This is a genomic window from Pseudomonas sp. Irchel s3b2 (assembly GCF_900187445.1).
Taxonomy (GTDB): domain Bacteria; phylum Pseudomonadota; class Gammaproteobacteria; order Pseudomonadales; family Pseudomonadaceae; genus Aquipseudomonas.
In genome coordinates this window covers 94416-118846 of sequence record NZ_FYEB01000001.1, presented here as the reverse complement: position 1 = coordinate 118846, position 24431 = coordinate 94416, and the positions used below count along the sequence as shown (strand labels likewise).

Genomic DNA, 24431 nt, shown 5'->3' with positions numbered 1-24431 from the left:
GGGACGCTGACGCTGCCTGGAGTTCCACTGTATGAACGCACCTGAAAAAGACTCGGCACTGGACGCTACGTCCATGGACAACTTCCGCGCGATTGCCGATGCGATCGCCACGTTGTTCTTCCCTCATGCCGAGGTGGTGCTGCACGACCTGCGCACGCAGAAGGTCGATTACATCGCCAACAACCTGTCCAAACGGGAAATCGGCGACGACTCGTCGCTGGAAGACATGCTCAGTGAAGAGGTCAGTGAACGTAACATCGGGCCGTACGAAAAGCTCAACTGGGATGGCCAGAAGATTCGCAGTCTCAGCAGCGTGCTGCGCGACAGCGAGGGTCGTCCGCTGGCGGTGCTGTGCATCAACCTGAATATCTCGCTGTTCGAGAACGCGAAAGCGGCGCTGGATTTGTTCCTGTCGCCGACCAAGCTGATTCCACAACCGGACTCACTGTTTCGCGATGACTGGCAGGAACGGATCAATACTTTTCTGCACGCCTGGCTGCGCGAGCGTCAGTTGAGCCTGAACGTGCTGACCCGCGACCACAAACGCGAACTGGTGCTGGCGCTGCACGCTGAAGGCGCCTTCAAAGGCAAGAGTGCCTCCAACTATGTGGCCAATGTGCTGAACATGGGGCGGGCGACGGTGTACAAGCATTTGAAGGAGTTGAAGGGCTAGGCCCTGAGATTAGTGCTGTCTGAGAGGACCCCTTCGCGGGCAAGCCTCGCTCCTACAGTCCAACGTTGTTTACAAATCGGGTGAACGACGCGAAACCTGTAGGAGCGAGGCTTGCCCGCGAAAGCGATCAATCAGTCGCCGTAGATATCCGACTTGAAATACTTCTGCGAAATTTTCTGATACTCGCCATTAGCGCGAATCTCGTCGATAGCCTTGTTCAGATCCGCCACCAACTGCGCGTTGCCCTTGCGCACGGCAATCCCGGCGCCCTCGCCCACGTATTTCGGATCCTTCAACTCCGGCCCGACAAACGCGTAGCCTTTGCCACGCGGCATCGACAGGAAGTCATTCAATGGAATGGTGTCGGCAAAAATCGCATCGAGGCGACCGGCTGCCAGATCCATGTAGATTTCTTCGTTGTTGGCGTAGCGCTTGACATTGACGCCCATCGGTTCGAAAACCTCGGCAGCAAAACGGTCAGTGGTGGTTGCGCGCTGCACGCCGACATTCTTGCCCTTGAGACTGGCGTACTGGTCATCCACTACGGCGCCGTCCTTCATCACCAGACGCGATGAAGTGAAGTAATACTTGTGAGTGAAATCCACCGATTTCTTACGGTCTTCGTTGATGGTCATGGAAGACAGCGCCATGTCGATTTTCTTCACTTTCAAAGAAGGAATCAGACCGTCGAACTCGCCTTCGACCCACTCACACTGGACCTTCATCTGCGCGCACAGGGCATTGCCGATGTCGTAGTCGAAACCGACTATTTTGCCTTCCTGGGTTTTGGACGCGAACGGCGGATAAGCCGCTTCGATGCCGATGCGCAGGTTTTTCTCGGCGGCGAACAAGCTACTGCACGCCAACAGGCTCAGGGCCAGACCGGTGATGAGGGGGAATTTCTTCATATTCGTTCTCTCGCGGGTTGTTGTTGGTTTGGCAAGACAGAAGAAGCTGAAACGGGGAAGCATTTTTGTACTTATAATTCCATACTGGACTTTTACGTATTATCCGTCAATCGGGCAGACAGCCTTATACCCGGCCTCTGGTCGGCTGCTAGCCAAATGCAAAAAAGGCCGGGTCGGTGCTTCGCAAACAAGCGAAACATCAACCCGGCCCTCAGGAACCGCCCAGACAGTTATTCCAGCGCGGCAGCCGGCCCGAAGAACTCGTAACGGCTTTGCTTCTCCGGCACACCCAAAGCCTTGAGGTGACGCTTGATCACCGCCATGAAGCCTTTAGGCCCCAGGAAGTACGCATCCACATCGCGCTGTTCCGGCATCCACTCGCCAAGTTGCTCCTGGCTCAACAGGCCAACCTTGTCCGCCGCCGGGCTGACGCCATCGTCTTCGGCGTAGCAATAAAAACGCTTGAGCTGCGGATGACGCTCGGCCAGGCCATCGATCCAGTCACGGAAAGCATGCACGCTGCCGTTGCGCGCGCAGTGGATAAAGTGCACCGGCCGCTCGGTCGCCAGCGCCGCTTCGAGCATCGCCAGCGTCGGGGTGATGCCAACGCCGCCACTGATCAGCACCAGCGGTTTGTCGCTGGCGGTCAGGGTGAAGTCGCCCGCTGGCGGGAACAGCAGGATGCTCGCGCCGACGTGCAGTTGATCGTGCAAATGGTTGGAAGCGCGGCCACCGGTTTCGCGCTTGACGCTGATGCGGTACTGGCCCTTGTTAGCCAGCGCCGACAGCGAATAGTTACGTCGAATTTCTTCACCATCGAGGATCAGTTTCATGCCGATGTACTGGCCAGGTTCGGCCGCGAGAATCGGGCCCTTGTCCGCCGGTTCGAAGTAGAACGAGGTGATTTCCGCGCTCTCCTCGACCTTGGCCGCCACGATGAATTCCCGCGCGCCACGCCAGCCACCCGGAGCCTGCTCTTTCTGGTCATAGATGCTGGCTTCGGCACCGATCAGGATCTCGGCCAATTGACCGTAGGCCGCGCCCCACGCGCTCATCACCTCAGGCGTGGCAATCTCTTCGCCCAGTACTTCGGAGATCGCTCGTAACAGACAGCTACCCACGATCGGGTAATGTTCCGGAAGAATTTGCAGGGCTACGTGCTTGTTGATGATCTTGGCCACGAGGTCGCCCAACTGATCGAGCCGGTCGATGTGCCGCGCATACATCAATACACCGTTGGCCAAGGCGCGTGGCTGATCGCCGCTGGCCTGGTGGGCCTGGTTGAACAGCGGGCGGACTTCTGGATATTCGGAGAGCATCATGCGGTAGAAGTGAGTGATCAACGCTTCGCCGCCGCTTTCCAGCAACGGCACAGTGGACTTGACGATGGCACGGTCTTGAACGCTAAGCATAAGAGCAACTCCTGGGCTTTATATGAATAACCTTTACGTATCAGTTTCCATGCCAACAATTAAAGCCTTATAAATCAGTATGTTAAGAACATGGTAGTCATATCGACACATGACGCTTTATAGTCTTACCGACTACACGGAGTCATTATGACTGCAAAATTACTGCTCACGACCCTGCTGCCCCTGGTCTCCGACTTGTCCCGCGAATTGCCCGAAGGCGAGCGCTACCGACGCCTGCTCGAAGCCATGCGCACCCTGCTCCCTTGCGACGCCGCGGCCCTGCTGCGACTCGATGGCGAATGGCTGGTGCCGCTGGCTGTGGACGGGTTGAGCACCGACACCCTCGGCCGACGTTTCAAGGTCAGCGAACACCCGCGCTTCGAAGCGCTGCTCAGCAGTCCCGGCCCGACTCGCTTCGCCGCCGACAGCGATCTGCCCGATCCTTATGACGGCCTGGTCGATGGTCTTCACGATCACCTGGAAGTCCACGACTGCATGGGCTGCCCGCTGTTTATCGACGAGCGTCCGTGGGGTTTGCTGACCCTCGACGCGCTCGACCCTGAACGTTTCGAACCGATCGAACTGGACGCCTTGCAAGCCTTCGCCAGCCTCGCCGCCGCCACGGTCAACGCCGCCGAGCGCATCGAACGGCTGGCCAATCGCGTCGAAGACGAACATCAGCGCGCCGAGGTTTACCGTCAGGCCAGCGGCCAGCAGAGCCGCGAAATGATTGGCCAGAGCAAGGCGCACAAACGACTGGTGGAAGAGATCAACCTGGTGGGTGGCAGCGACCTGACAGTGCTGATCACCGGGGAAACCGGGGTCGGCAAAGAGTTGGTGGCTCAGGCTATCCACGCGGCGTCCCCACGGGCCGACAAACCGATCATCAGCCTCAATTGCGCTGCCCTGCCAGACACCCTGGTGGAGAGCGAATTGTTTGGCCATGTGCGCGGTGCTTTCACCGGCGCAACGAATGATCGTCTCGGCAAGTTCGAACTGGCCAATGGCGGCACGCTGTTTCTCGATGAAGTGGGCGAACTGTCACTGACGGTGCAAGCCAAATTATTGAGGGTGCTGCAGAGCGGGCAATTGCAGCGCCTGGGCTCGGACAAGGAACATCAGGTCGACGTGCGATTGATCGCGGCGACCAACCGCGACCTGGCCGAAGAAGTGCGCAGCGGTCGCTACCGTGCCGACTTCTATCATCGCCTGAGCGTTTACCCGCTGCTGGTGCCCGCACTGCGCGATCGCGGTCGGGATGTGCTGCTGCTCAGCGGCTACTTCCTGGAACAAAACCGCTCACGCATGGGCCTCAACAGCCTGCGCCTGACCAGCGATGCGCAAGCGGCACTATTGGCGTATGACTGGCCGGGGAACGTGCGGGAGCTGGAGCATTTGATTGGTCGCAGTGCGTTGAAGGCGTTGGGTAACTGCAAGCAACGGCCGAAGATTCTCAGCTTGAGCGCGGCGGATCTGGACTTGCCCAATGGCAGCGCTGAACCCGCGCCAGAACCGGTGGATGCTGCGCCGGCGGCTGTGTTGGTTTCAGGGGATTTGCGTGAAGCCACCGAGCATTATCAGCGCCAACTGATCAGCGCTTGCCTGGAACGGCACCAGAACAACTGGGCCAGCGCGGCGCGGGAGCTGGGTCTGGATCGGGCGAACCTTGGGCGAATGGCCAAGCGGCTTGGCATGAAATAAGCCAAGATCGCAGCCTTCGGCAGCTCCACAAGTTTACGCCAATCCCTTGTAGGAGCTGTCGAGCGAAGCGAGGCTGCGATCTTTTGATCTACCCAACATTTATTGGCACTAAAGCCTGCCCCCAACAAGTCGATAACCCGGCATCGATAGCTGTTGGCGATCGTCACAATCGCCCATCACCTTTTTCCACAGAAGGTTTTTATGTCTTCCAACAAAGCCCGCGCAGATTCACTTTCGCTTCTGCTGTTTACCTTGCGCAGCGGCAAGCTGATGGCGATCAACCTGCTGAAAGTCAGCGAAATCATCCCCTGCCCGCCGCTGACCAAGCTGCCGGAGTCGCACCCCCACGTAAAAGGCATCGCCACCCTGCGCGGCGCGTCGTTGTCGGTGATCGACCTGAGCCGCGCCATCGGCGAGCGGCCGCTGGAAGACCCGAACGGTGGCTGCCTGATCGTCACCGACGTCAGCCGCTCCAAGCAGGGCCTGCACGTTCAGGCGGTGAGCAAGATCGTCCATTGCCTGACCACCGACATCCGTCCACCACCCTTCGGCTCCGGCGGCGTGCGTTCGTACATCACTGGCGTGACCTCAGTCGACGGCACGCTGGTGCAAGTGCTGGACATCGAAAAGGTCATCCACGGCATCGCTCCGGCGCAGATCGAAACGGCCCCGACCGAACTGAGCATGGAAGACGCCGAAGTACTCGGCAACGCGCGGATTCTGGTGGTCGATGACAGCCAGGTCGCCCTGCAACAATCGGTGCACACCCTGCGCAACCTTGGCTTGCAATGCCACACTGCTCGCAGCGCCAAGGAAGCCATCGATTGCCTGCTGGACCTGCAAGGCACCTCCCAGCAGATCAACCTGATCGTCTCGGACATCGAAATGTCGGAAATGGACGGCTATGCCCTCACCCGCACATTGCGTGAAACCCCGGACTTCTCGCACCTTTATGTGTTGCTGCACACCTCGCTGGACAGCGCGATGAATAGCGAGAAGGCGCGACTGGCCGGGGCCAACGCGGTGCTGACTAAATTCTCCTCGCCGGAACTGACCAAATGCCTGATCGCGGCGGCCAGGGCCGTCGCTGAACAAGGTCACTGAGTGTGGCCGAGAACTTTTGTTTTCTGATGCGACGCAACCTCGCTGAGGATGTGCCGCCGTGCACTTGGCCAAATGGTATTGAGTTGACCGAGTACCGTCCCGAACTGGCCGAAGCCGTTCATCACTTGATGGAACTGGGCTATCTGGAAGGTAGCGGTCGCGTGCCGACGCTGGAAGTCTGGCAACGGCGTTTCGAAACCGATCCCGAATACGATCCGTCCCTGTGCTTCATCGCATTCGACGCCGAAGGAATCGTCGGCGTTGCCCAGTGCTGGACCAGCGCTTACATCAAAAGCCTGGTGGTGCATCCGCGCGCTCAAGGCCGCGGACTTGGCCGTGCGATGCTGCTACATGCTTTCAACGTGTTTCAGCATCGCCGGGAAGGGTTTGTGGATTTGAAGGTGCTGGAAAACAACCTTCGGGCGCAGCGCTTGTATGAAAGTGCCGGAATGTATGTGGTCCGTCGGGAGCCGGTTCCAACCTGACACCGTCTTCGCGGGCAAGCCTCGCTCCTACAGTCGATTTTTGTCGTACACCGAATCTGTGAACGACGATGATCCACTGTGGGAGCGGCGGTGCGGCGATCCGATTTGCTCGCGAAGAGGCCGGCACAACCAACATCGATCCATCAGGCATACTCCGACCTCGGCCACTACACGCCAAGGATGCCCAAACCATGAAAGCCATCACCCTGACCGTCCTTTGTCTCACCACCCTCGCCACCCAAGCCCACGCCTCCAGCCCCGACGCCTGGGCCGCCTACGACAAAACCGTGCTCGCCAGTTGCACCAAAACCAGCGGCTTGGAAAACGCCAAACCCGTCGGCAATGCCGCGCAGTTCGATGACCGAGTCGGTTATACCGCACTCCTGCTGCAAGGCCAGTACCCGCAAAAACACATGAAAGGCCAGCGAGGCACCGAGTTGTGCCTCTACAACAAGAAGAGCAAAACAGCTTACGTGAGCGAGTGGGACTCTATCCGCCCAACGACAAAAGCGCAGTGAGTGGCGCATTGATCAGGTGGCGAACAGAGTCGGACGGTGAATGGGTCTTTCATGTGTCAGGCGATGATATTGCCGGGCAAGTGCTGGCAGCCGGGGCGCAGGTGGCGACTGAAGTGCCAGTGAACTATGCGTTTATTTCGTTGAGGGCGGCCTGAGCCCAAGATCTGTGGTGTTTGTGCTGGCCCTTTCGCGAGCAAGCCCGCTCTCATCCTCAGTCTAATTCTTGCGCAAGACACAAGCGGGCTTGCTCGCGAAGACGACAGATCAGGCACCGCCGTCTATGGCAGAAGATCAACGATCAGCGCTTACCCATCGAACGACGAGTGCCAGGAGGCGCTGCACCCGGGGTCTTGGTGTGACCATTCTTGGCGCCGTTCTTGTACCAAGGCTGGCTGGCATTTTTCGCCGCGGCCAATTCACCCGGTTTGAACGGAAACTTGAACGCTGGAATCGCCGCTTTGGTTTCGCTGTCTGCGCTGGAGTCGACGCTGTCTGGCAGGTCTGCCTGGTCGTCGCTCAAAGCGTCGGCAACCGGCGGTTGTGTCGGGGAAGTCATGAAAGCTCCGGGTGATGCTCAAAGAGTCGGGCCCGGTAGGCGAGCCACGAAAGGCGGCAGTATACCTGTGTCGGGAGCCGCAAGCTGCAGTTGCTCAGTTGGGTTTTGCGCTGACTGACCTGCCGTCTTCGCGGGCAAGCCTCAATGCCAGTCAGTTAAGACACGGCCCCCTGTAGGAGCGAGCTTGCTCCTACAGGGTTGTGGGGCAAGCCTCATCGTCGCTCACGGATTCCGTATACGACATAGATCCACCGGGCGCACATAAAAAAGGCGATCCATTCGGATCGCCTTTTTACTACTTCACCACTTTCAAACTGGGTCGACCGCTGGGACGCGGCGGCTCGCTGTCGGGTGGCGGAACATCATCATCCGGCTCGATCTCTTCCTCGTCTTCCAAAGGCGATTCCATATCGAACACCATGCCCTGGCCGTTCTCCCGAGCGTAAATGCCAAGGATCGATGCGATAGGCACGTACAGGGTGTGCGGCACGCCACCGAAGCGCCCTTCGAAGCTGACTGCCTCGTTGTCCATGTGCAGATGACGCACGGCTGCCGGGGAAACGTTCAGGACAATCTGCCCGTCACTGGCAAAACCTTGAGGCACCTGCACCGACGGATACTCGGAATTGACCAGCATGTGCGGGGTGCAATCGTTGTCCACAATCCACTCGTAGAGCGCGCGGACCAGATAAGGTCGACTGGAGTTCATAGCGGCTCCTTAAGCCTTAGCGCATATCGCGTTCGACACCAGACAGACTCGCCTGGAAAGCCTCACGCGCAAACGAGCGCTCCATATAATCAAGCAACGGCTTGGCAGGCCGCGGCAGTTCAATACCCAGAATCGGCAATCGCCAGAGTATTGGCAATAGGCAGCAATCCACCAGACTTTGTTCCTCACTGAGGAAAAACGGCTTGTCGGCGAACAACGGCGACACGCCTGTCAGGCTTTCGCGCAGCTCTTTACGAGCCACGACACGGGCTGCTTCCTTGGTCCGCGAATCCAGGATCAGATCCACCAGGCCACACCAGTCACGCTGAATACGATGAATCAGCAAACGACTGTTGGCACGCGCCACAGGGTAAACCGGCAGCAATGGCGGGTGCGGGTAACGCTCATCCAGATACTCCATCACCACGGTCGACTCCCACAACGCCAAGTCACGATCGACCAGGGTGGGCAGGCTTCCGTAAGGGTTCACCTCAATCAGTTTAGGCGGCTGGCGACCAGCTTCTACGTAAATGATCTCGGCGCTGACACCCTTCTCTGCAAGTACGATGCGCACTCGGTGGGAATAGTGGTCGGCGGGGTCGGAGTAACAGGCCAACCGATTGGTCACGCCCATGGCGGTCCTCCTCGCTTGTTGAAATTATCGGAAACGGAAAAACACGCGCGCCCAGAGGGCGCCTCCCGTAACGCCTGGATCACCAGACTCGTTACACCTTCAGAGACGCCCTTGGGCGCGCGCGATTAACAGCAATGGCTTACAACTTTATCAATGGACGTCTTTCCAGTATTCACGCTTGAGCAAGTAAGCGAATACGAAGAAGAACGCCAGGTACAGCAACACATAGGTACCGATGCGCTGATGCTGCAGCTTCACCGGGTTGGCCGAGTAGGCCAGGAAGGTCACCAGGTTCTTGACCTTCTCGTCGAACTGCTCTTCGTTCAGCGTGCCGGTTTTCGGCAATACAGTCAGTTGATCGCAGGCTTCATGCGTCAAAGCCGTGCCGGTCAGCGGATCGAATTGCTTCTTGCCGTCTTCGACGACTTGAACTTGTTTACAGCCTACCACCTGACGACCCTGCAGGCCGACCAGAACGTTAGGCATGCCGACGTTCGGGAACACCTTGTTGTTCACGCCCCAAGGACGCGACGGGTCTTCGTAGAACGAACGCAGATAGCCATAGAGCCAGTCTGTGCCACGAACACGAGCCACCAGCGTCAGGTCGGGCGGTGCCGCACCGAACCAGGTTTTGGCGTCCGCCGGCTGCATGCCGATGTTCATGTGATCGCCGATCTTGGCGCCGGTGAAGACCAGCTTCTCGAGCATCAGCTCGTGAGGAATGCCCAGGTCATCGGCGACACGCTCGTAGCGCTGGAACTTGGCGCTGTGACAGCCCATGCAATAGTTGGCGAACGTACGCGCGCCATCCTGCATGGCAGCCTTGTCGGAAACGTCGATGTCGACCTTTTCCAACTCAGGAGCACCGGCTGTCGACGCGTACGAAAACACAGGCATCGCCGCAAGAATCAGTACAGCAAATAGCTTTTTCATCAGCCAGTCACCCTTTCCGGAACCGGTTTGGTCTTCTCGAGCCTGGTGTAGAACGGCATCAGAATGAAGTAGGCGAAGTACAGGAAGGTACATACCTGCGACAGCAACGTACGGCCTGGCGTTGGAGCCAGAACACCCAAAACACCCAGGATCACGAACGAGATGCAGAACACCCAGAGCCAGATCTTGCTCAGCCAGCCTTTGTAGCGCATCGACTTGACCGGGCTGCGATCCAGCCACGGCAGGACGAACAGCACAGCAATGGCCGCGCCCATGGCGATAACGCCCAGGAGCTTGTCTGGAACCGCCCGCAGAATCGCGTAGAACGGTGTGAAGTACCAGACCGGAGCGATGTGCTCAGGGGTCTTGAAGGCGTTCGCCACTTCAAAGTTCGGCTTCTCGAGGAAGTAGCCGCCCATTTCCGGGAAGAAGAATACGATCGAACAGAAGATGAACAGGAACACCACCACGCCGACGATATCTTTCACGGTGTAATACGGGTGGAAGGCAATGCCGTCCAGCGGTACGCCGTTTTCGTCTTTGTGCTTCTTGATGTCGACGCCATCCGGATTGTTCGAACCGACTTCGTGCAGCGCCAGAATGTGCACCACCACCAGACCGAGGATCACGATCGGCAGGGCAACCACATGCAAGGCAAAGAAGCGGTTCAGGGTAATACCGGAAATCAGGTAGTCACCACGAATCCACTGAGTCAGATCGTTACCGATGACCGGGATCGCACCGAACAGCGAGATGATCACCTGGGCACCCCAGTAGGACATCTGGCCCCACGGCAGCAGATAACCCATGAAGGCTTCAGCCATCAGCGCCAGATAGATCAGCATGCCGAAGACCCACACCAGCTCACGCGGCTTCTGGTACGAACCGTAGAGCAGGCCACGGAACATATGCAGGTAAACCACGATGAAGAACATCGAAGCACCGACTGCATGCAACATTCGCAGGATCGAGCCGTGCTCGACGTCGCGCATGATGTATTCGACGGAAGCAAAGGCTTCTTCCGCCGACGGGGTGTAGCTCATGGTCAGCCAGACACCGGTAACGATCTGGTTGACCAGAACGAGCAATGCCAGGGAGCCAAAGAAATAGAAGAAGTTGAAGTTCTTCGGGGCGTAGTACTTGCTGAGATGGTCTTCCCACATTTTGGTTGCGGGGAAGCGCGCATCAACCCAATCCATGAACTTGCTCATCACGCTTTCTCCGTATCGACGCCAATGATAATGATGTCATCGGTCTCATAGGAATGCGGGGGAACTGGCAGGTTCAAAGGCGCGGGTTGCGACTTGTAGACGCGGCCAGCCAAATCGTAGTGGGAGCCGTGGCAAGGGCAGAAATAACCACCTACCCAATCCTTGCCCAAGTCGGCAGGTGCCACTTCAGGGCGGAATGTCGGTGAGCAACCCAGGTGGGTGCAGATACCGATCAGCAGCAGAACTTCTGGCTTGATCGAACGCGTTTCCGGGTCGACATAGGTCGGTTGCGTCGAGCTCTTGGAGGTGGGGTCAGACAGTTGACCCTCGATCTTTTTCAGATTCCCCAGGATTTCCTCGGTACGGCGGACAATGAACACCGGCTGACCACGCCACTCAGCAATCATTTGCTGACCTGGCTCGATTTTGCTGACATTCACTTTCACCGGTGCACCTGCAGCTTTCGCCTTGGCACTGGGAAACCATGACCCCACGAACGGGACCGCAGCCCCCACCGCTCCTGCAGCACCCACCACGGATGTGGCTGCTACCAAGAAGCGACGCCGGCCTGCATTCACGCCGTCATTGCTCATTCAGTCCTCTCCCATCAGCTTTGTGGCCTGTTAAATCAGGCGTCTACTAAGTAAAAATCTGAACTTATAAAAATTTTGCCGAATGGTAATGAAAAGCCCCAATTCTGACAAGGTAATTACCGAAGGGCTCCACTGCCAAGCCTTGCAGTATAGGGGCTCTGTGGATGTGGCAAGTTGTCACAGCGTAATTCCCTGATAAATTGCGCCCATAAAAAAACGCCCAGCTTCGCGAGGAAACTGGGCGTTCTTTTTGAACGTGAAAGCGAATTAACGCTTCGAGTACTGCGGACGCTTACGCGCTTTACGCAGACCGACTTTCTTACGTTCAACTTCACGTGCATCGCGGGTTACGAAGCCGGCTTTACGCAGAGCGCTGCGCAGAGTTTCGTCGTAGTCCATCAGAGCGCGAGTGATACCGTGGCGGATTGCGCCAGCTTGACCACTTACACCACCGCCGATCACGGTGACGTAGATGTCGAACTTCTCGACAGTCTCAGTCAATTCCAGCGGCTGACGAACTACCATGCGGGCAGTTTCGCGGCCGAAGAAATTATCCAGCGAACGGTTGTTGATGGAGATGTTACCAGTACCCGGACGCAGGAAAACGCGTGCGGTTGCGGTCTTGCGACGGCCAGTGCCGTAATTTTGAGTCGCCGACATAATGAACTATTCCGTTAAAACTTCAGTTCTTGGGGCTGCTGAGCAGTATGAGGGTGTACAGCGCCCGCATAGACTTTCAGCTTACGATACATGTCGCGACCCAGCGGGTTCTTAGGCAGCATGCCTTTGACCGCGGTCTCGATCACGCGCTCAGGGGCTTTAGCGATCAGCTTTTCGAAGTTGATCGACTTGATGCCGCCCGGGAAACCGGAGTGGGAGTAGTAGATTTTGTCGGTGGTTTTAGCACCGGTTACACGAATCTGCTCGGCATTGATAACGACGATGTAATCGCCGGTGTCAACGTGAGGAGTGTACTCAGCTTTATGCTTGCCACGCAGACGGCTCGCGATTTCGGTGGCCAGACGACCCAGGGTCTGACCTGCAGCGTCGACGACAAACCAGTCGCGCTGTACTGTTTCCGGTTTAGCAGTAAAAGTTTTCATTCTTTATAGCCTCAGGGGCCGCCCTGTAAATTAGACGGCGGATCTTACTGAATAGTGCGTACTTTGACAAGTCAAAGGCAGCCGGATACAGACGCTTTCGGGGGCTCGGGTCGGCGCGTCCGTTCAACGGCAAGATTCTTCGGCGGCGGCGCATCACTTCCACTGCAGAAAGAGGTGCGCAATTATGCAGATTGCGAAAAATATTTCAACCTGCTTTTATGATTGTTTTGCTCAAGGAGCATCCGATGGACTATCGCCAGCTAGGCCGTACCGATCTGAACGTGAGCGCAATCTGCCTCGGCACCATGACCTGGGGCGAGCAAAACAGCGAGGCTGAAGCCTTCGCCCAGATCGAACGAGCCAAGCACGCCGGGATTAATTTCATCGACACCGCCGAAATGTACCCGGTGCCGCCCAAGGCCGAAACCTACGCCACCACCGAGCGTTACATCGGTAATTACTTCAAAAGTCGCGGCGATCGCGCCGACTGGATCCTGGCGAGCAAGATCGCCGGCCCCGGCAACACCATCGACTACATCCGCGACAACAACCTCAAGCACAACCGCGAGCACATCGTCCAGGCCGTGGATGCGAGCCTCAAGCGCTTGCAGACCGACTACATCGACCTCTATCAATTGCACTGGCCGGAACGCAGCACCAATTTCTTCGGACAACTGGGCTACAAGCACACGAGCGAAGTCAACCTCACGCCGCTGGAAGACACCCTCGAAGCACTGGACGAGCAGGTCAAGGCCGGCAAGATCCGCCACATTGGCCTGTCCAACGAAACCCCGTGGGGCACTATGCGTTTCCTCGCCCTCGCCGAAGCCCGTGGCTGGCCGCGCGCGGTGTCGATCCAGAATCCCTACAACCTGCTCAATCGCAGCTTCGAAGTCGGCTTGGCGGAAGTCGCCATCCGCGAACAGTGCGGGCTGCTCGCCTATTCACCACTGGCGTTCGGTTTCCTGTCGGGCAAATACGAAGGGGGCGCACGTCCGCCTAAAGGGCGCCTGAGCCTCTACAGCCGCTTCAGCCGCTATTTCAATCCGCAATCGGAAGCGGCGTGCAGCCGTTATGTGGCACTGGCCCGTGAACATGACCTGGATCCGGCGCAGATGGCACTGGCATTTGTCACGCAGCAACCGTTCGTCACCAGCAACATCATTGGCGCCACCACGCTTGAGCAACTGGACAGCAACATCGCCAGCTTCAAGCTGAAACTTTCCGATGAAGTGCTGGCAGGGATTGAGGCAATTCACCAGGATCATCCAAATCCTGCACCGTAACTCAAGACAATGATCGTTCCCACGCTCTGCGTGGGGATGCATCCCGTGACGCTCTGCGTCACTTCCAAAGCGGACGCAGAGCGTCCATGGCGGCATTCCCACGCAGAGCGTGGGAACGATCACGCTGCATTACAGCGACCGCGCAATAATCTCCTTCATGATCTCATTGGTTCCGGCATAAATCCGCTGCACCCGTGCATCCGCCCACGCCCGGGCGATCGGGTACTCCCACATGAATCCGTAACCGCCATGCAATTGCACGCACTCATCGAGCACCTTGCATTGCAGGTCGGTGCCCCAGTACTTGGCCATCGCCGCTGTCGGCACGTCAAGTTTGCCTTGCAGATGCAGTTCCAGGCAGCGATCGACGAAAACCCGGCCGATCTGGATTTCGGTCGCCATTTCAGCGAGTTTGAAGCGGGTGTTCTGGAAGTCGGCGATGGCCTTGCCGAAAGCCTTGCGTTCACGGGTGTAATCCAGCGTCCATTGCAACGCCGCTTCGGCTGACGCCAAGCCGCCGACTGCGACCGTCAGACGCTCCTGCGGCAATTCCTGCATCAGATAAGCGAAGCCCATCCCAGCCTGGCCAAGCAGGTTTTCCTTCGGCACCCGAACGTCCTGGAAGAACAATTCCGAGGTGTCCTGAGCCTTCATGCCGACCTTTTCCAGACGCTTGCCCTTGGCGAAGCCCGGCGTATTGGCCTCCACCAGAAACAGACTGGTGCCCTTCGCCCCAGCCTTCGGATCGGTCTTGGCCACGACGATCACCAGGTCAGCCAGAAAGCCATTGGTGATGAAGGTCTTCGAACCGTTGATCACGTATTCGTCGCCCTCCAGCACAGCGGTGGTTTTCACGCCTTGCAGGTCGGAACCGGCACCCGGCTCGGTCATGGCAATCGCGGTCACCATCTCCCCAGACACCAGTTTTGGCAGGTATTTGTGTTTCAGCGCTTCACTGCCGTAATGCAGGATGTAAGGCGCCACAATGTCCGAATGAAGAGAAAAACCGATCCCGGTCAGACCCAGGCGACCGACTTCTTCGATCACCACCGCGCTGTAGAGAAAATCCGCCCCCAGCCCGCCGTATGCTTCCGGCAGATGCGAACAGAGCATCCCCGCCTCCCCCGCCTTGTTCCAGAGTTGGCGGTCAATGTAGCCTTGTTTTTCCCATTGCCCATGGAACGGCACGGCCTCTTTTTCGAGGAACGTTCGCACGCTGTCGCGGAAAAGTTCGTGCTCGGAGCTGAACAAGGTTCTGGGGATCATGCGGCACCTGTCGTTATCGTTAGACGGAATTGACCTTCAGAGACTAAGCCTCGCTTCCGATACAGGACACTGGACACATCCGACAAAAAATAAGACGATCCAGCCGTCTGGTGACCACTTTCCCCTATAAGAATAAAGTTGAATTATGTCTAACCAAGTCTCCACGCCCTTGCGGCGCGTCAGCATCCTGGCTATCGACCGGGTTTTCGCTTCCACCCTCATGCAAGCCAAGGATTTCTTCCATCTGGCCAGCCTGCGCTATGGCAAACAACTGGGCCACGGCCTGACACCGGCGTTTGAAACCCGGCTGGTCAGCCCCGACGGTAAACCGGTTAACAGCTTCAGTGACGTGATCATGCCGGTGGACGGCGGCCTGGAAAATGCCGACGTCATCATCCTTCCCGCCTTCTGGGACGATTTCGACACCCTCTGCAAACGTTATCCACAGGTGCTGCCGTGGCTGCGTCAGCAGCATGCACGCGGTGCCGTGTTGTGTGGCGAGGCCACCGGAGTGTTCTGGCTGGCCGAGGCGGGGTTGCTCAATGGCAAGGAAGCGACGACGTACTGGCGTTTCTTCAATGCGTTTGCCGAGCGCTTCCCGCGCGTACACCTCAATCAGGACAAACACCTGACCGACGCCGACAACCTGTATTGCGCTGGCGGCACCACCTCAGCCTGCGACCTCTACATTTATTTGATCGAACGTTTTTGCGGCGCCAACGTGGCCCAGGCCGTGGCCCGCGACATTCTCTATGAAGTGCAGCGCAGCTATGCGCCAGGACGGATCGGTTTCGGTGGGCAGAAGCTGCACCAGGATGTGATCATCCTGCAGATCCAGCATTGGCTCGAAGAACACTTCGCCGACAAGTTCCGCTTCGAAGACGTGGCCCGTGAACACGGCATGAGCATCCGCAACTTCATGCGCCGCTTCCAGACCGCCACCGGCGACAAACCGCTGCATTACCTGCAGCGACTGCGCATCGAAACCGCCAAGGGCTTGTTGTCCGGCAGTCGCAAGAGCATCAAGACCATCAGTTATGAGGTCGGCTACGACGATGCGAGCTTCTTCGCGCGACTGTTCCGCCAGCACACGGAGTTGTCGCCGAACCAGTATCGGCAGCAGTTTCAGCAAGCTGCGTAGATCTCAAGCGACACACAAACCCATGTGGGAGCGAGCCCGCTCGCGATAACGATGGCGCATTGATGTGACTGACACACCGCTATCGCGAGCAGGCTCGCTCCCACATTAGTTTTGCGTGCGCAGGTTTTTCTCTATGCATTTTCCTACGCAAAAAGCGGTATACAGAGCACCAGAGCACTCGACTCTGCTCACATACACCGCCCCTTAAAAACTTGAGAATCGTTCCCTGAAAACAACATCAGGGAAGATCAACAGTGACCATCGGATCAAGCTACAACTATCCATCATTCGTAATCAGGGAAGCCGTTCGAACCAAGCGCTCGGCTAAAAACAAATGGGCGACTCGCTTTCCAAATCCACCCGACTTGTGCTTCGATTATCGAGCATTGGTTGAACAGGAAAACGGCATTGCCAAGGCAACTGACCCGCAACATAAAATTTGTATTATTGGCGCCGGCGTCACCGGACTGACGGCCGCCAGAGAACTTTATCGTTGCGGTTTCACCCAGATCACTCTCATAGAACAATCCAGACGCATAGGCGGCAGGCACCTGACCATTCCTGGAAGCCCGCACTCGCCGATGAGCCATACACCGTTTGAAATGGGCGCCATGCGCATGCCCTTCTTCAACCGGGCGGACGAGCCACCGACAGAGGGCCGGTCGCTGATGGCCTACTACGCCAAGGCGTTTGATTTGGCGTTTTCAGATTTTGCCAATCCCGGAAGCCAATGGGTCACGTCGACCGGCATCTATCTGCGAGAAGGCAGCATGGGCGGCGGACCGACTCCACAGATGCTTATCTGGAAAAATGAAGACGGCCAGACACCGCCTCCCGGCGAGGAATTGCAAAAGGTTTATGCCAAGTGGAGGGCCTTTGCCGATCGCATGACCCGGCACGTCGCCGAGGTTTACGCCAGTCCGGAATGGGAAGCCATGTGGGCCGCCATCGTCGAAAAATACGAGAGTGTTTCGTTTCGCGATCTGGTCAGTATGCCCGCTATGCAAGCCTGGGATGAACGCTCACCGGGGGACTTTGGCGGAATGGGAATGTCAGCACAAGAGTCCGCGATCTTCTATGCCATTGGCATCGGCGACGGTAGCTGGGGAGCCTTTTACGATGTGTGCTCTCTTTACCCGCTGCGTACGGCCATTTTTGGGTTCAGCAGCCAGTTGCAACTGATCCAGGGTCGGGTGGACTCAATGGGCGATCCGCTGGATTCACCCTACCTGCACAGCGAAGCCGTTTTTGATTCGATGGGGCTGAGTTTCGACAGGCCTCGCTATATCGGTCTTGCAGCGCTGGACGAATGCCTGCTGTTCATGAAAACCGACGAAACCGGAAAGTCCTTCTACGACCACTGCCAGGAAAGAGACAACGGTTTGCTCACGGACTCATCCGTTACCCGACTTGAAAAACTGACCAATCAGAAAACACGGGTCTACTACAACTGGAAGCACAGCCATCCCGAGCAAATCCAGGAGCGTTTCGATGACTTTGATTCGGTCATCATGACCCTCCCCTCCTGGCTGATTGAAACCCGCATCAAGCTTGAAAACTTCACGCCACAGATGCTGCCTTTCGAGACGATCAATGCCTATAAAACTGCGCACTGGGAAACCAGTTGCAAAGTCTTCGCTCCGTTAAAAAAATCCTTCCTGTCAAAAAACAGCAAAATCCCGCAAGCCATTGTCACTGACAGTTTCATCCATGACGTCTACACCTACCGCTACAACGATAGCTACAGTTATGACTGCATCCTTTTAAGTTACACATGGGAGGACGACGCTACCAAACTCGCCTCATTCACCGACAAGGAACTGGTGAATACGTGTGCCAAAGAGCTGGACCGGATCCTCATGAATTCCGCCAACATTCAGGAGAAAATTTCTCCCTACATTGGCCTTGATCAAGCCGTGGTCCAACGTTGGATGACCGATAAAAATGCGCTGGGCTGTGCAAAGTTGTACCGGCCCGGCACCTACTACGACGCCGTAGGCCTGATGAAGTACAACCGGGACTTCGCGCATGTTTCAGGTCTGTATTTTTCCGGCGAATCATTTTCAGTCGATGCCGGCTGGACGGAGCCTTGCTTTCGAGGCGCCGTCGATGCGGTCATCCATATCTGCAACAAAACCGATGCGGCTTTCAATGGCGGTTTTTCCATGAGCGACTATCCGCACTACAACGTCGGAACCTGATCACTTCGCCCTCCGGAGCCATGCACGGCGCGCATTGGCTCCGTCTTGGCCCCCAAAAACCAAGCGCCCCGCCCTTTCAGCTTGGGATACGGACTACAACCTAAACGGAAATGGCTGACTTACGCCATCGCGCCGATTCGACTCTTATAAATACGCAACTAAACAGCGTGAATAACAATAAAAAAGAGGTCATCGGGAATGAGTGAGCCAACAAGCCCTGTTCGTGTAGCAGTCGTGCAATTCGATCCACAAGTCGGCATGGAAAATCGCGAAGCAAATCTGCGTCGTAGCCTGGAATTGGCACTGGAAGCGGCAAATGACGGTGCGAATCTCATCGTCCTGCCAGAGCTTTCAAGCACAGGTTATTTCTTCAGCAACCGGCAGGATGCGTTCGAGCATTCGGAGGCGGTTCCCGGCGGGCCGAGCGTGCAAAGCTGGATGGACTTCGCCCGCCAACACAACGTTTATCTAGTCGCCGGTTTGACGGAGCGCGACGGCATGCAGCTGTTCAACACCGGCGTTCTTGTCGGGCCGGACGGCTTCATCGGCAAGTACCGCAAGGCGCATCTGTGGAATCTGGAGAAGTTGTGGTTCACCCCCGGTGATCTGGGTTTCCCGGTTTTCGACACACCGATAGGTCGGATCGGATTGCTGATTTGCTGGGATATCTGGTTTCCGGAGGTACCGCGCATTCTGAGTCAGCAAGGTGCGGACATCATTTGCAGCCTGAACAACTGGGTCTGGACGCCTCCACCGCTGTTCGATGAAGCCGGCAAGTGCATGGCGTCGTACCTGACGATGACAGCCGCACACGTCAACAATGTGTTTATTGCGGCCGCGAGCCGGATCGGTGAAGAGCGAGGGGCACGCTATCTGGGCTGCTCGCTGATCGCAGGCACCAACGGCTGGCCGATTGGCCAGGTGGCTTCAGCGGACAAGCAGGAAATCCTGTTTGCCGATATCGATCTGACCAGCTCGCGTAGCGCGCCCATCTGGAACAACCTGAACGATCTGCATCGCGATCGCCGAGCCGATCTCTACGATCAGATGCTCGGCTACACCCAGCACCCTTGTCTGCCACGCTGATAGGGGGGCTGACTGATGGGAACCACAAACGAAAAACCGCAAGATCCGCTTGCCTCCAGATCGACACTGGACATGACGATCATCGGGTTGATGCTCGGCACGACACTATCGATCATCTGGCTTTCATTCACCTACCGGACAGCCTGGTCAGCCCATTGGCCAGACTACAGTCACATGGTATCGAGCCTTCCGGAGCCGAGTGCCTGGTTGCGCTGGGTCCTGGGAGACATCAGCGAGGTTGCGTTCTACAAACATGAGTTCGCTTCGATCGGGCTGCTGGCCGGTGCCTATCTGGCCTATTGGGCGAATCGAACGGGAAAAGCCTGGCAAGGCTTTACCATTTGTTACGGCAGCGGATTATGGCCATGGCTCGTCACCAGTTCGTTGCTTGGCCTCTTGCTGAGCAACCTGCTATGGGGCTGGACGGTCACGGCCACTAGTTGGCAACCCACGTTTGCAGCCTTTGTTTCATTGCCGGCGGCAATGGTGCTGATGTTTGGCGGCGGCTGGAAGGTCACGATCAATGGCGCAATCATGGGCGCTGTGTTCGTCACCCCGATGTGCTTGCTGTTCGTCAACTATGTCTGCAATCCCCTCGGTTTGCCAGCTGTGGTCGGCAATGTCTCGGGCATGGCAATCGCCAGCGTCGTCGCGTTTCTGCTCTGCCGTTATCTGCCGAGCCTGGTGAAGTCCGCCCCACCCAAGAAGCCATTGGAGTCTGCGCCCGCACCCGCCATCAGCAAAGCGCCTGATTACGGCATCGTCTGGAGCCTGCGCCGGGTGTTGGCGGACTTTTCGGAAGCGCCGTTCTTTGGCAATGAATGGGCCAGTCTCGGTTTAATCGCGGGCGCCTTGCTGGCTTACACCTTGAACCCGACGAGCCCGGTATACGGCACGGGCTTGCTGCCACAACTGATCGCCGCGCAAGCGTTGACCTCGGCGTTAGGGGTGGTGATCTGGCGTCGGCAATGGATGTTGCGTGGCTGGTATCCCACCTACATTCCGCTGGTGTCCGTCGTGCCGGCGGCCGTTCTGACATACGGCGGCAGTTGGCAGGTCATCGTCCCGAGCGCTCTGCTGGGGGCACTGATTGCACCACCGCTGGCATGCGCTATTGCCAAGCGGCTGCCGGCCGACATGCACGCCTTCATCGGTAATGTGCTGTCCATGGCCATCAGTACATTGCTGATCATTCCGTTTATCGGACTCCTGATAGCCAACTGACGAAAACCGCCATTGAGCTGTATCACGGACTCAACTCCGGATACAGCCACCTCTCATCACAAGCAAGCGAGGTATCACATGGACCTGCCCAAACTGGCCATCGCAGCGCTCGGCGGCACCGTGAGCATGCAAGCCAGGAACGCCAACGAAGGAGTGATTCCGACCGTCAGCGGCGAAACCCTGCTGGCCTCGGTACCGGAGCTGACGAATCTGGCATGGGTCACCGTTGACACGCTCGGATTGTTGCCAAGTGCGTCGCTGGATTTCGAGTTCCTGCTAAGTGTCCTTTCTTGGGCGAATTTTCAAATCAGGCAAGGTGCGGTAGGTGTGGTCATCACCCTGGGCACGGACACCCTCGAAGAAACCGCCACATTTTTTGACTATTTGTGGGACCACGACGAACCGTTGGTCCTGACCGGCGCCATGCGCTCGGCAGCCCAGGCAGGGGCCGATGGTCCGGCGAATCTGCTGGATGCTTGCCTGGTAGCACTAGCTGAAAACAGCCGTCAGCGAGGCGTTCAAGTGGTGCTGAACGGACAGATTCATCAAGCGAATGTCGTCCGCAAAACCGACTCATTGGCGCTGCAGGCGTTTTCCTCTCCCATCTTTGGTCCTACTGGCCTGCTGGTAGAGAAAACCGTCCGCTATCTACGTCAGCCGGCCCAACGAAGGGTCTTACCCTTGCCACTACAGACCACACAAAAGATCGCTCTGCTGGAAGCGTCGCTTTCTGCTGACACCCTGTTATTGGAAAACATCCTCGATCTGGGCTACAACGGGCTGGTGATCTCGGCTTTCGGCGCAGGACACATCTCAAAGAGTTGGGCTGACGTCGTGGGAAAAATCACAGAAAAAATTCCCGTCATCATCGCGACCCGAACCGGTTCTGGCTCCACCGCACAATCTTCCTACGGCTTTATGGGCAGCGAAATGGACCTGATTCGTAAAGGTGCATCGATGGCTGGATTCCTCTGCCCACGCAAAGCCAGGATACTGCTTTGGCTGCTCGCCGGCTGCCAGTGCCAGGATAAGCTGGCGAACTACCTTAATGAGGACACCCGGTTTCAAAACTGACGTACGAAAAAGGGCCTGCAAGTGCAGGCCCTTTTTTGTTTTCGGAAACGTTCTGTTTTTTTTGAATCGTTCTACGGCTTATGCGCCCGGGACAGGAACTCGTGGGACTGCATTTCCAGCAAACGGCTAAGCGTGCGCTGGAACTCGAAGTTCAAGCGACCGCCGGTGTAGAGGTCTTTGAGCTCGACTTCGGCAGAAATGATCAGCTTCACGTTACGGTCGTAGAACTCGTCGACCATGTTGATAAAGCGTCGGGCGATGTCGTCGGTGGTGACGCTCATCTGCTCGACATTGCTGAGCAACACGGCGTGGAAGATTTTACCCAGTTCGATGTAATCGTTCTGGCTGCGCGGCCCGTCGCAGAGATCGCGGAAGTCGAACCAGGCCACATCATCGCAGGTGCGTACGGCACGGATTTCACGGTTCTCGATCACCAGCACGTCGTTCTCGATCGCTGCCGTGCATTCCGGCGTCAAGGCACGGAAGCTCTTGCGCAGGCTTTCCTGGGCAGCGTCATCCAGCGGAAAGTGGAACAGCTCCGCTTGCTCGAGGTGACGCAGACGGTAATCGACGCCGCTGTCGACGTTGACGATCTCGGTATTCTGTTTGATCAGCGCAATGGCTGGCAGGAAACGCGCACGCTGCAGGCCGTCCTTGTACAGGCCGTCCGGCACGATGTTCGACGTCGCGACCAGGGTCACGCCGTTTTTGAACAGTTCTTCCATCAGCGTGCCAAGAATCATCGCGTCGGTGATGTCGGAGACGAAGAACTCATCGAAACAAATCACTCGCGACTCGTCGGAGAAGCGCTTGGCGATGATGGTCAGCGGGTTTTTCTCGCCGCCCAAGGTCTTCATTTCTTCGTGCACGCGCTTCATGAAGCGGTGGAAGTGAGTGCGAGTCTTTTCCTTGAACGGCAGCGCTTCGAAGAAGGTGTCGACCAGGTAAGTCTTGCCGCGACCAACGCCGCCCCAGAAGTACAGACCCTTGACCGGCGTCTGGTCTTTCTTGCCAAACAGTTTGCCGAGCAGGTTCGGTTTGTTCTGCGAGGCTGCAACCAGATCGTCGTACAGGCGCTGCAAATGACGCACCGCCGTTTCCTGGGCTGCGTCATGGAAGAATTCCGGGCGTTTCAGATCAGCTTGATATCGTTCTAGGGGCGTCATAATTCGTTAGCAAGGCAACAAAAACGGGCGGTCACTGTAGCGACGGCCCGTGGGAATGGCAATCGGCCCTTGGTCGGACCGAGCCGTTGATTATTCCTGAACCGGTGTCAGTGCAACGCGCAAAGCACCGATGGCAGCATCGCGAGCAGCGCTGTCGGCGAAGGCCGGACTGTCGGCAATGCATTCGCCTTCCAGCCACACGCTGAAGCTCAGGTCTTCACTGCGCACGTCCAAGGCTTGACCGGATTGCAGTTGCTTGGTCACTTGGCCTGCGGTTTTACCGTCGGCGAAGTTGCGCGACAGCAACAGTTGCTCACCATCGGCCGCCAGCAGACGGAAGCGGAAACTGCCGTCGTCTTCACGGAAGCTGACGAAGCGCGCGGCTTTCGCAGTTTTCTTCTTGGTGGTCGCCGCGACTTGGGTCTGAGCGACGAAAGAACGCAGGCCGACCGCCTCGCGCAGTTCGTGGAGGAACGGCGTCGCCACCGAGCGGGCCTTTTTGGCGCCGATCTGCAGCATGTCTTCCAGATCTGCCGGGCGTTCGATCAGCTGGTGATAACGCTCGCGGGATTCGCCCAATTCGTTGTCCAGAAGCTGGAACAGACGATTTTTCGCCTCACCCCAACCCAGCCCCTGCAACAGCTCGCTGCGGAACTCATCGGCCTGCGCCGGGGTGGCGAAAGCCTGGAACAAGGTGAACAGGTGCGAATTGTCCGGATCCTTGGCTTCGCCCGGAGCACGGGAGTCGGTAACGATCCGCGAAATCGCGTCTTTCATCTCTTTGGCGCTGCTGAACAACGGAATGGTGTTGTCGTAGCTTTTCGACATCTTGCGACCGTCGAGCCCTGGCAAGGTGGCGACGCTCTCCTCGATCAGCGCTTCAGGCATGGTGAAGAACTCTTTGCCCTGGCCGAACAAGTGGTTGAAGCGCTGGCCGATGTCCCGGGCCATTTCCACGTGCTGGATCTGGTCACGACCGACCGGCACCTTGTGGGCGTTGAACATCAGAATGTCCGCGGCCATCAACACCGGGTAGCTGTACAAGCCCATGGTGATGCCGGCGTCCGGGTCTTCGCCGGTTTCGACGTTCTTGTCCACCGAGGCCTTGTAGGCATGGGCGCGGTTGAGCAGGCCCTTCGCGGCCACGCAGGTCAGCAGCCAGGTCAGTTCAGGGATTTCCGGGATATCGGACTGGCGATAGAACGTCACACGGTCCACATCCAGGCCACCGGCCAGCCAGGTCGCGGCGATTTCCAGACGCGAGCGCTGGATGCGCAGCGGGTCATCGCATTTGATCAGGGCGTGGTAGTCGGCCAGGAAGTAGAACGAATCGGCATTGCTGTCACGGCTGGCGATGATCGCCGGGCGGATGGCGCCGGCGTAGTTGCCCAGGTGCGGCGTGCCAGTGGTGGTGATGCCGGTGAGGATACGGGTACGAGTCGTCATG

Annotated in this window: 24 protein-coding genes and 1 pseudogene; 12 read left to right on the top strand and 13 right to left on the bottom strand. The window is 57.5% G+C overall.

Going from position 1 to position 24431, the window contains the following annotated elements:
* The first annotated feature begins 31 nt into the window (after nt 1–31).
* Entirely contained in the window at nt 32–673 is a 642-nt protein-coding gene (locus tag CKW20_RS00600) for a transcriptional regulator (protein WP_038981650.1), read from the top strand.
* Nucleotides 674–804: 131 nt separating this feature from the next.
* Here CKW20_RS00600 and CKW20_RS00595 read toward each other — a convergent pair whose 3' ends face one another.
* Nucleotides 805–1581 carry an ABC transporter substrate-binding protein gene (locus tag CKW20_RS00595; protein WP_095051219.1) on the bottom strand — a complete coding sequence of 259 codons (777 nt, stop codon included), beginning with the start codon at nt 1579–1581 and terminating at the stop codon, nt 805–807.
* A 230-nt stretch (nt 1582–1811) separates the two neighbouring features.
* Nucleotides 1812–2993, bottom strand: coding sequence for an NO-inducible flavohemoprotein (gene hmpA / locus CKW20_RS00590; RefSeq protein WP_095051218.1), 1182 nt, complete (start codon nt 2991–2993; stop codon nt 1812–1814).
* 147 nt (nt 2994–3140) lie between these two features.
* On the opposite strand from hmpA, the gene norR reads away from it, so the two are divergent.
* The 5 genes and pseudogenes from norR to CKW20_RS00565 form a co-directional block, all read left to right on the top strand.
* Nucleotides 3141–4694: a nitric oxide reductase transcriptional regulator NorR gene (norR, locus tag CKW20_RS00585; protein ID WP_095051217.1), complete on the top strand. Its 1554-nt coding sequence runs from the start codon at nt 3141–3143 to the stop codon at nt 4692–4694.
* 201 nt (nt 4695–4895) lie between these two features.
* Nucleotides 4896–5798, top strand: a complete 903-nt coding sequence (locus tag CKW20_RS00580; protein ID WP_095051216.1) for a chemotaxis protein CheV — start codon at nt 4896–4898, stop codon at nt 5796–5798.
* 26 nt (nt 5799–5824) lie between these two features.
* Nucleotides 5825–6283, top strand: coding sequence for an N-acetyltransferase (locus CKW20_RS00575; protein ID WP_095052228.1), 459 nt, complete (start codon nt 5825–5827; stop codon nt 6281–6283).
* Nucleotides 6284–6474: 191 nt separating this feature from the next.
* Nucleotides 6475–6801 carry a hypothetical protein gene (locus tag CKW20_RS00570; RefSeq protein WP_095051215.1) on the top strand — a complete coding sequence of 109 codons (327 nt, stop codon included), beginning with the start codon at nt 6475–6477 and terminating at the stop codon, nt 6799–6801.
* Nucleotides 6802–6830: 29 nt separating this feature from the next.
* A pseudogene (locus CKW20_RS00565) lies at nt 6831–6956 on the top strand (YkgJ family cysteine cluster protein); the annotation flags it as partial.
* A 143-nt stretch (nt 6957–7099) separates the two neighbouring features.
* On the opposite strand, the gene CKW20_RS00560 reads toward CKW20_RS00565, so the two are convergent.
* From CKW20_RS00560 to rplM, 8 genes are all read right to left on the bottom strand, one after another.
* Complete coding sequence (locus CKW20_RS00560) at nt 7100–7357, bottom strand: hypothetical protein (RefSeq protein ID WP_007905458.1); 258 nt, start codon at nt 7355–7357, stop codon at nt 7100–7102.
* 295 nt (nt 7358–7652) lie between these two features.
* Nucleotides 7653–8066: a ClpXP protease specificity-enhancing factor gene (locus CKW20_RS00555; RefSeq protein ID WP_008004998.1), complete on the bottom strand. Its 414-nt coding sequence runs from the start codon at nt 8064–8066 to the stop codon at nt 7653–7655.
* Nucleotides 8067–8082: 16 nt separating this feature from the next.
* Nucleotides 8083–8700 (bottom strand): glutathione S-transferase N-terminal domain-containing protein, encoded by a 618-nt coding sequence (locus CKW20_RS00550; RefSeq protein ID WP_007905304.1) that lies wholly within the window; start codon nt 8698–8700, stop codon nt 8083–8085.
* A 150-nt stretch (nt 8701–8850) separates the two neighbouring features.
* Entirely contained in the window at nt 8851–9633 is a 783-nt protein-coding gene (locus tag CKW20_RS00545) for a cytochrome c1 (protein ID WP_095051214.1), read from the bottom strand.
* Nucleotides 9633–10844, bottom strand: coding sequence for a cytochrome bc complex cytochrome b subunit (locus CKW20_RS00540; RefSeq protein ID WP_038981622.1), 1212 nt, complete (start codon nt 10842–10844; stop codon nt 9633–9635). Before CKW20_RS00540 ends, CKW20_RS00545 begins: the two co-directional genes overlap by 1 nt.
* Nucleotides 10844–11437, bottom strand: a complete 594-nt coding sequence (gene petA / locus CKW20_RS00535) for a ubiquinol-cytochrome c reductase iron-sulfur subunit (protein WP_095051213.1) — start codon at nt 11435–11437, stop codon at nt 10844–10846. Before petA ends, CKW20_RS00540 begins: the two co-directional genes overlap by 1 nt.
* 267 nt (nt 11438–11704) lie before the next feature.
* Entirely contained in the window at nt 11705–12097 is a 393-nt protein-coding gene (gene rpsI, locus CKW20_RS00530) for a 30S ribosomal protein S9 (RefSeq protein ID WP_003228056.1), read from the bottom strand.
* A gap of 14 nt (nt 12098–12111) precedes the next feature.
* Nucleotides 12112–12540 carry a 50S ribosomal protein L13 gene (gene rplM, locus CKW20_RS00525; protein ID WP_007905295.1) on the bottom strand — a complete coding sequence of 143 codons (429 nt, stop codon included), beginning with the start codon at nt 12538–12540 and terminating at the stop codon, nt 12112–12114.
* A gap of 245 nt (nt 12541–12785) precedes the next feature.
* Here rplM and CKW20_RS00520 point away from each other — a divergent pair, with 245 nt between their 5' ends.
* Entirely contained in the window at nt 12786–13826 is a 1041-nt protein-coding gene (locus CKW20_RS00520; protein ID WP_095051212.1) for an NADP(H)-dependent aldo-keto reductase, read from the top strand.
* 129 nt (nt 13827–13955) lie between these two features.
* Here the strand turns inward: CKW20_RS00520 and CKW20_RS00515 are convergent, their stop codons facing one another.
* Nucleotides 13956–15092, bottom strand: a complete 1137-nt coding sequence (locus tag CKW20_RS00515) for an acyl-CoA dehydrogenase family protein (RefSeq protein ID WP_095051211.1) — start codon at nt 15090–15092, stop codon at nt 13956–13958.
* A 244-nt stretch (nt 15093–15336) separates the two neighbouring features.
* Here CKW20_RS00515 and CKW20_RS00510 point away from each other — a divergent pair, with 244 nt between their 5' ends.
* From CKW20_RS00510 to CKW20_RS00490, 5 genes are all read left to right on the top strand, one after another.
* Entirely contained in the window at nt 15337–16233 is an 897-nt protein-coding gene (locus CKW20_RS00510; RefSeq protein ID WP_176466862.1) for a GlxA family transcriptional regulator, read from the top strand.
* Nucleotides 16234–16487: 254 nt separating this feature from the next.
* Nucleotides 16488–18434: an FAD-dependent oxidoreductase gene (locus tag CKW20_RS00505; protein WP_095051209.1), complete on the top strand. Its 1947-nt coding sequence runs from the start codon at nt 16488–16490 to the stop codon at nt 18432–18434.
* Between the two features lie 198 nt (nt 18435–18632).
* On the top strand, nt 18633–19520 hold the full coding sequence (locus CKW20_RS00500; RefSeq protein ID WP_095051208.1) for a nitrilase family protein: 888 nt from the start codon (nt 18633–18635) through the stop codon (nt 19518–19520).
* Nucleotides 19521–19535: 15 nt separating this feature from the next.
* The gene (locus tag CKW20_RS00495; protein WP_095051207.1) at nt 19536–20744 is read left to right on the top strand and encodes a hypothetical protein; all 1209 of its coding nucleotides are present in this window, start codon (nt 19536–19538) and stop codon (nt 20742–20744) included.
* Nucleotides 20745–20822: 78 nt separating this feature from the next.
* Nucleotides 20823–21818 (top strand): asparaginase, encoded by a 996-nt coding sequence (locus CKW20_RS00490; RefSeq protein WP_095051206.1) that lies wholly within the window; start codon nt 20823–20825, stop codon nt 21816–21818.
* A 71-nt stretch (nt 21819–21889) separates the two neighbouring features.
* Here CKW20_RS00490 and zapE read toward each other — a convergent pair whose 3' ends face one another.
* A complete protein-coding gene (zapE, locus tag CKW20_RS00485; RefSeq protein WP_095051205.1) occupies nt 21890–22984 on the bottom strand; it encodes a cell division protein ZapE in 1095 nt (364 codons plus the stop codon).
* A 90-nt stretch (nt 22985–23074) separates the two neighbouring features.
* Entirely contained in the window at nt 23075–24430 is a 1356-nt protein-coding gene (locus CKW20_RS00480) for a tryptophan--tRNA ligase (RefSeq protein ID WP_095051204.1), read from the bottom strand.
* Nucleotide 24431: the final 1 nt, after the last annotated feature.

Coding starts and splice junctions, on each gene's coding strand:
- CKW20_RS00580 (WP_095051216.1), top strand. CDS start 4,896: ATGTCTTCCAACAAAGCCCGCGCAGATTCACTTTCGCTTCTGCTGTTT.
- CKW20_RS00575 (WP_095052228.1), top strand. CDS start 5,825: ATGCGACGCAACCTCGCTGAGGATGTGCCGCCGTGCACTTGGCCAAAT.
- CKW20_RS00545 (WP_095051214.1), bottom strand. CDS start 9,633: ATGAAAAAGCTATTTGCTGTACTGATTCTTGCGGCGATGCCTGTGTTT.
- hmpA (WP_095051218.1), bottom strand. CDS start 2,993: ATGCTTAGCGTTCAAGACCGTGCCATCGTCAAGTCCACTGTGCCGTTG.
- CKW20_RS00490 (WP_095051206.1), top strand. CDS start 20,823: ATGGACCTGCCCAAACTGGCCATCGCAGCGCTCGGCGGCACCGTGAGC.
- CKW20_RS00515 (WP_095051211.1), bottom strand. CDS start 15,092: ATGATCCCCAGAACCTTGTTCAGCTCCGAGCACGAACTTTTCCGCGAC.
- zapE (WP_095051205.1), bottom strand. CDS start 22,984: ATGACGCCCCTAGAACGATATCAAGCTGATCTGAAACGCCCGGAATTC.
- CKW20_RS00520 (WP_095051212.1), top strand. CDS start 12,786: ATGGACTATCGCCAGCTAGGCCGTACCGATCTGAACGTGAGCGCAATC.
- CKW20_RS00600 (WP_038981650.1), top strand. CDS start 32: ATGAACGCACCTGAAAAAGACTCGGCACTGGACGCTACGTCCATGGAC.
- CKW20_RS00570 (WP_095051215.1), top strand. CDS start 6,475: ATGAAAGCCATCACCCTGACCGTCCTTTGTCTCACCACCCTCGCCACC.
- CKW20_RS00540 (WP_038981622.1), bottom strand. CDS start 10,844: ATGAGCAAGTTCATGGATTGGGTTGATGCGCGCTTCCCCGCAACCAAA.
- CKW20_RS00480 (WP_095051204.1), bottom strand. CDS start 24,430: ATGACGACTCGTACCCGTATCCTCACCGGCATCACCACCACTGGCACG.
- rplM (WP_007905295.1), bottom strand. CDS start 12,540: ATGAAAACTTTTACTGCTAAACCGGAAACAGTACAGCGCGACTGGTTT.
- CKW20_RS00555 (WP_008004998.1), bottom strand. CDS start 8,066: ATGAACTCCAGTCGACCTTATCTGGTCCGCGCGCTCTACGAGTGGATT.
- CKW20_RS00595 (WP_095051219.1), bottom strand. CDS start 1,581: ATGAAGAAATTCCCCCTCATCACCGGTCTGGCCCTGAGCCTGTTGGCG.
- CKW20_RS00500 (WP_095051208.1), top strand. CDS start 18,633: ATGAGTGAGCCAACAAGCCCTGTTCGTGTAGCAGTCGTGCAATTCGAT.
- petA (WP_095051213.1), bottom strand. CDS start 11,437: ATGAGCAATGACGGCGTGAATGCAGGCCGGCGTCGCTTCTTGGTAGCA.
- CKW20_RS00495 (WP_095051207.1), top strand. CDS start 19,536: ATGGGAACCACAAACGAAAAACCGCAAGATCCGCTTGCCTCCAGATCG.
- norR (WP_095051217.1), top strand. CDS start 3,141: ATGACTGCAAAATTACTGCTCACGACCCTGCTGCCCCTGGTCTCCGAC.
- CKW20_RS00550 (WP_007905304.1), bottom strand. CDS start 8,700: ATGGGCGTGACCAATCGGTTGGCCTGTTACTCCGACCCCGCCGACCAC.
- CKW20_RS00560 (WP_007905458.1), bottom strand. CDS start 7,357: ATGACTTCCCCGACACAACCGCCGGTTGCCGACGCTTTGAGCGACGAC.
- rpsI (WP_003228056.1), bottom strand. CDS start 12,097: ATGTCGGCGACTCAAAATTACGGCACTGGCCGTCGCAAGACCGCAACC.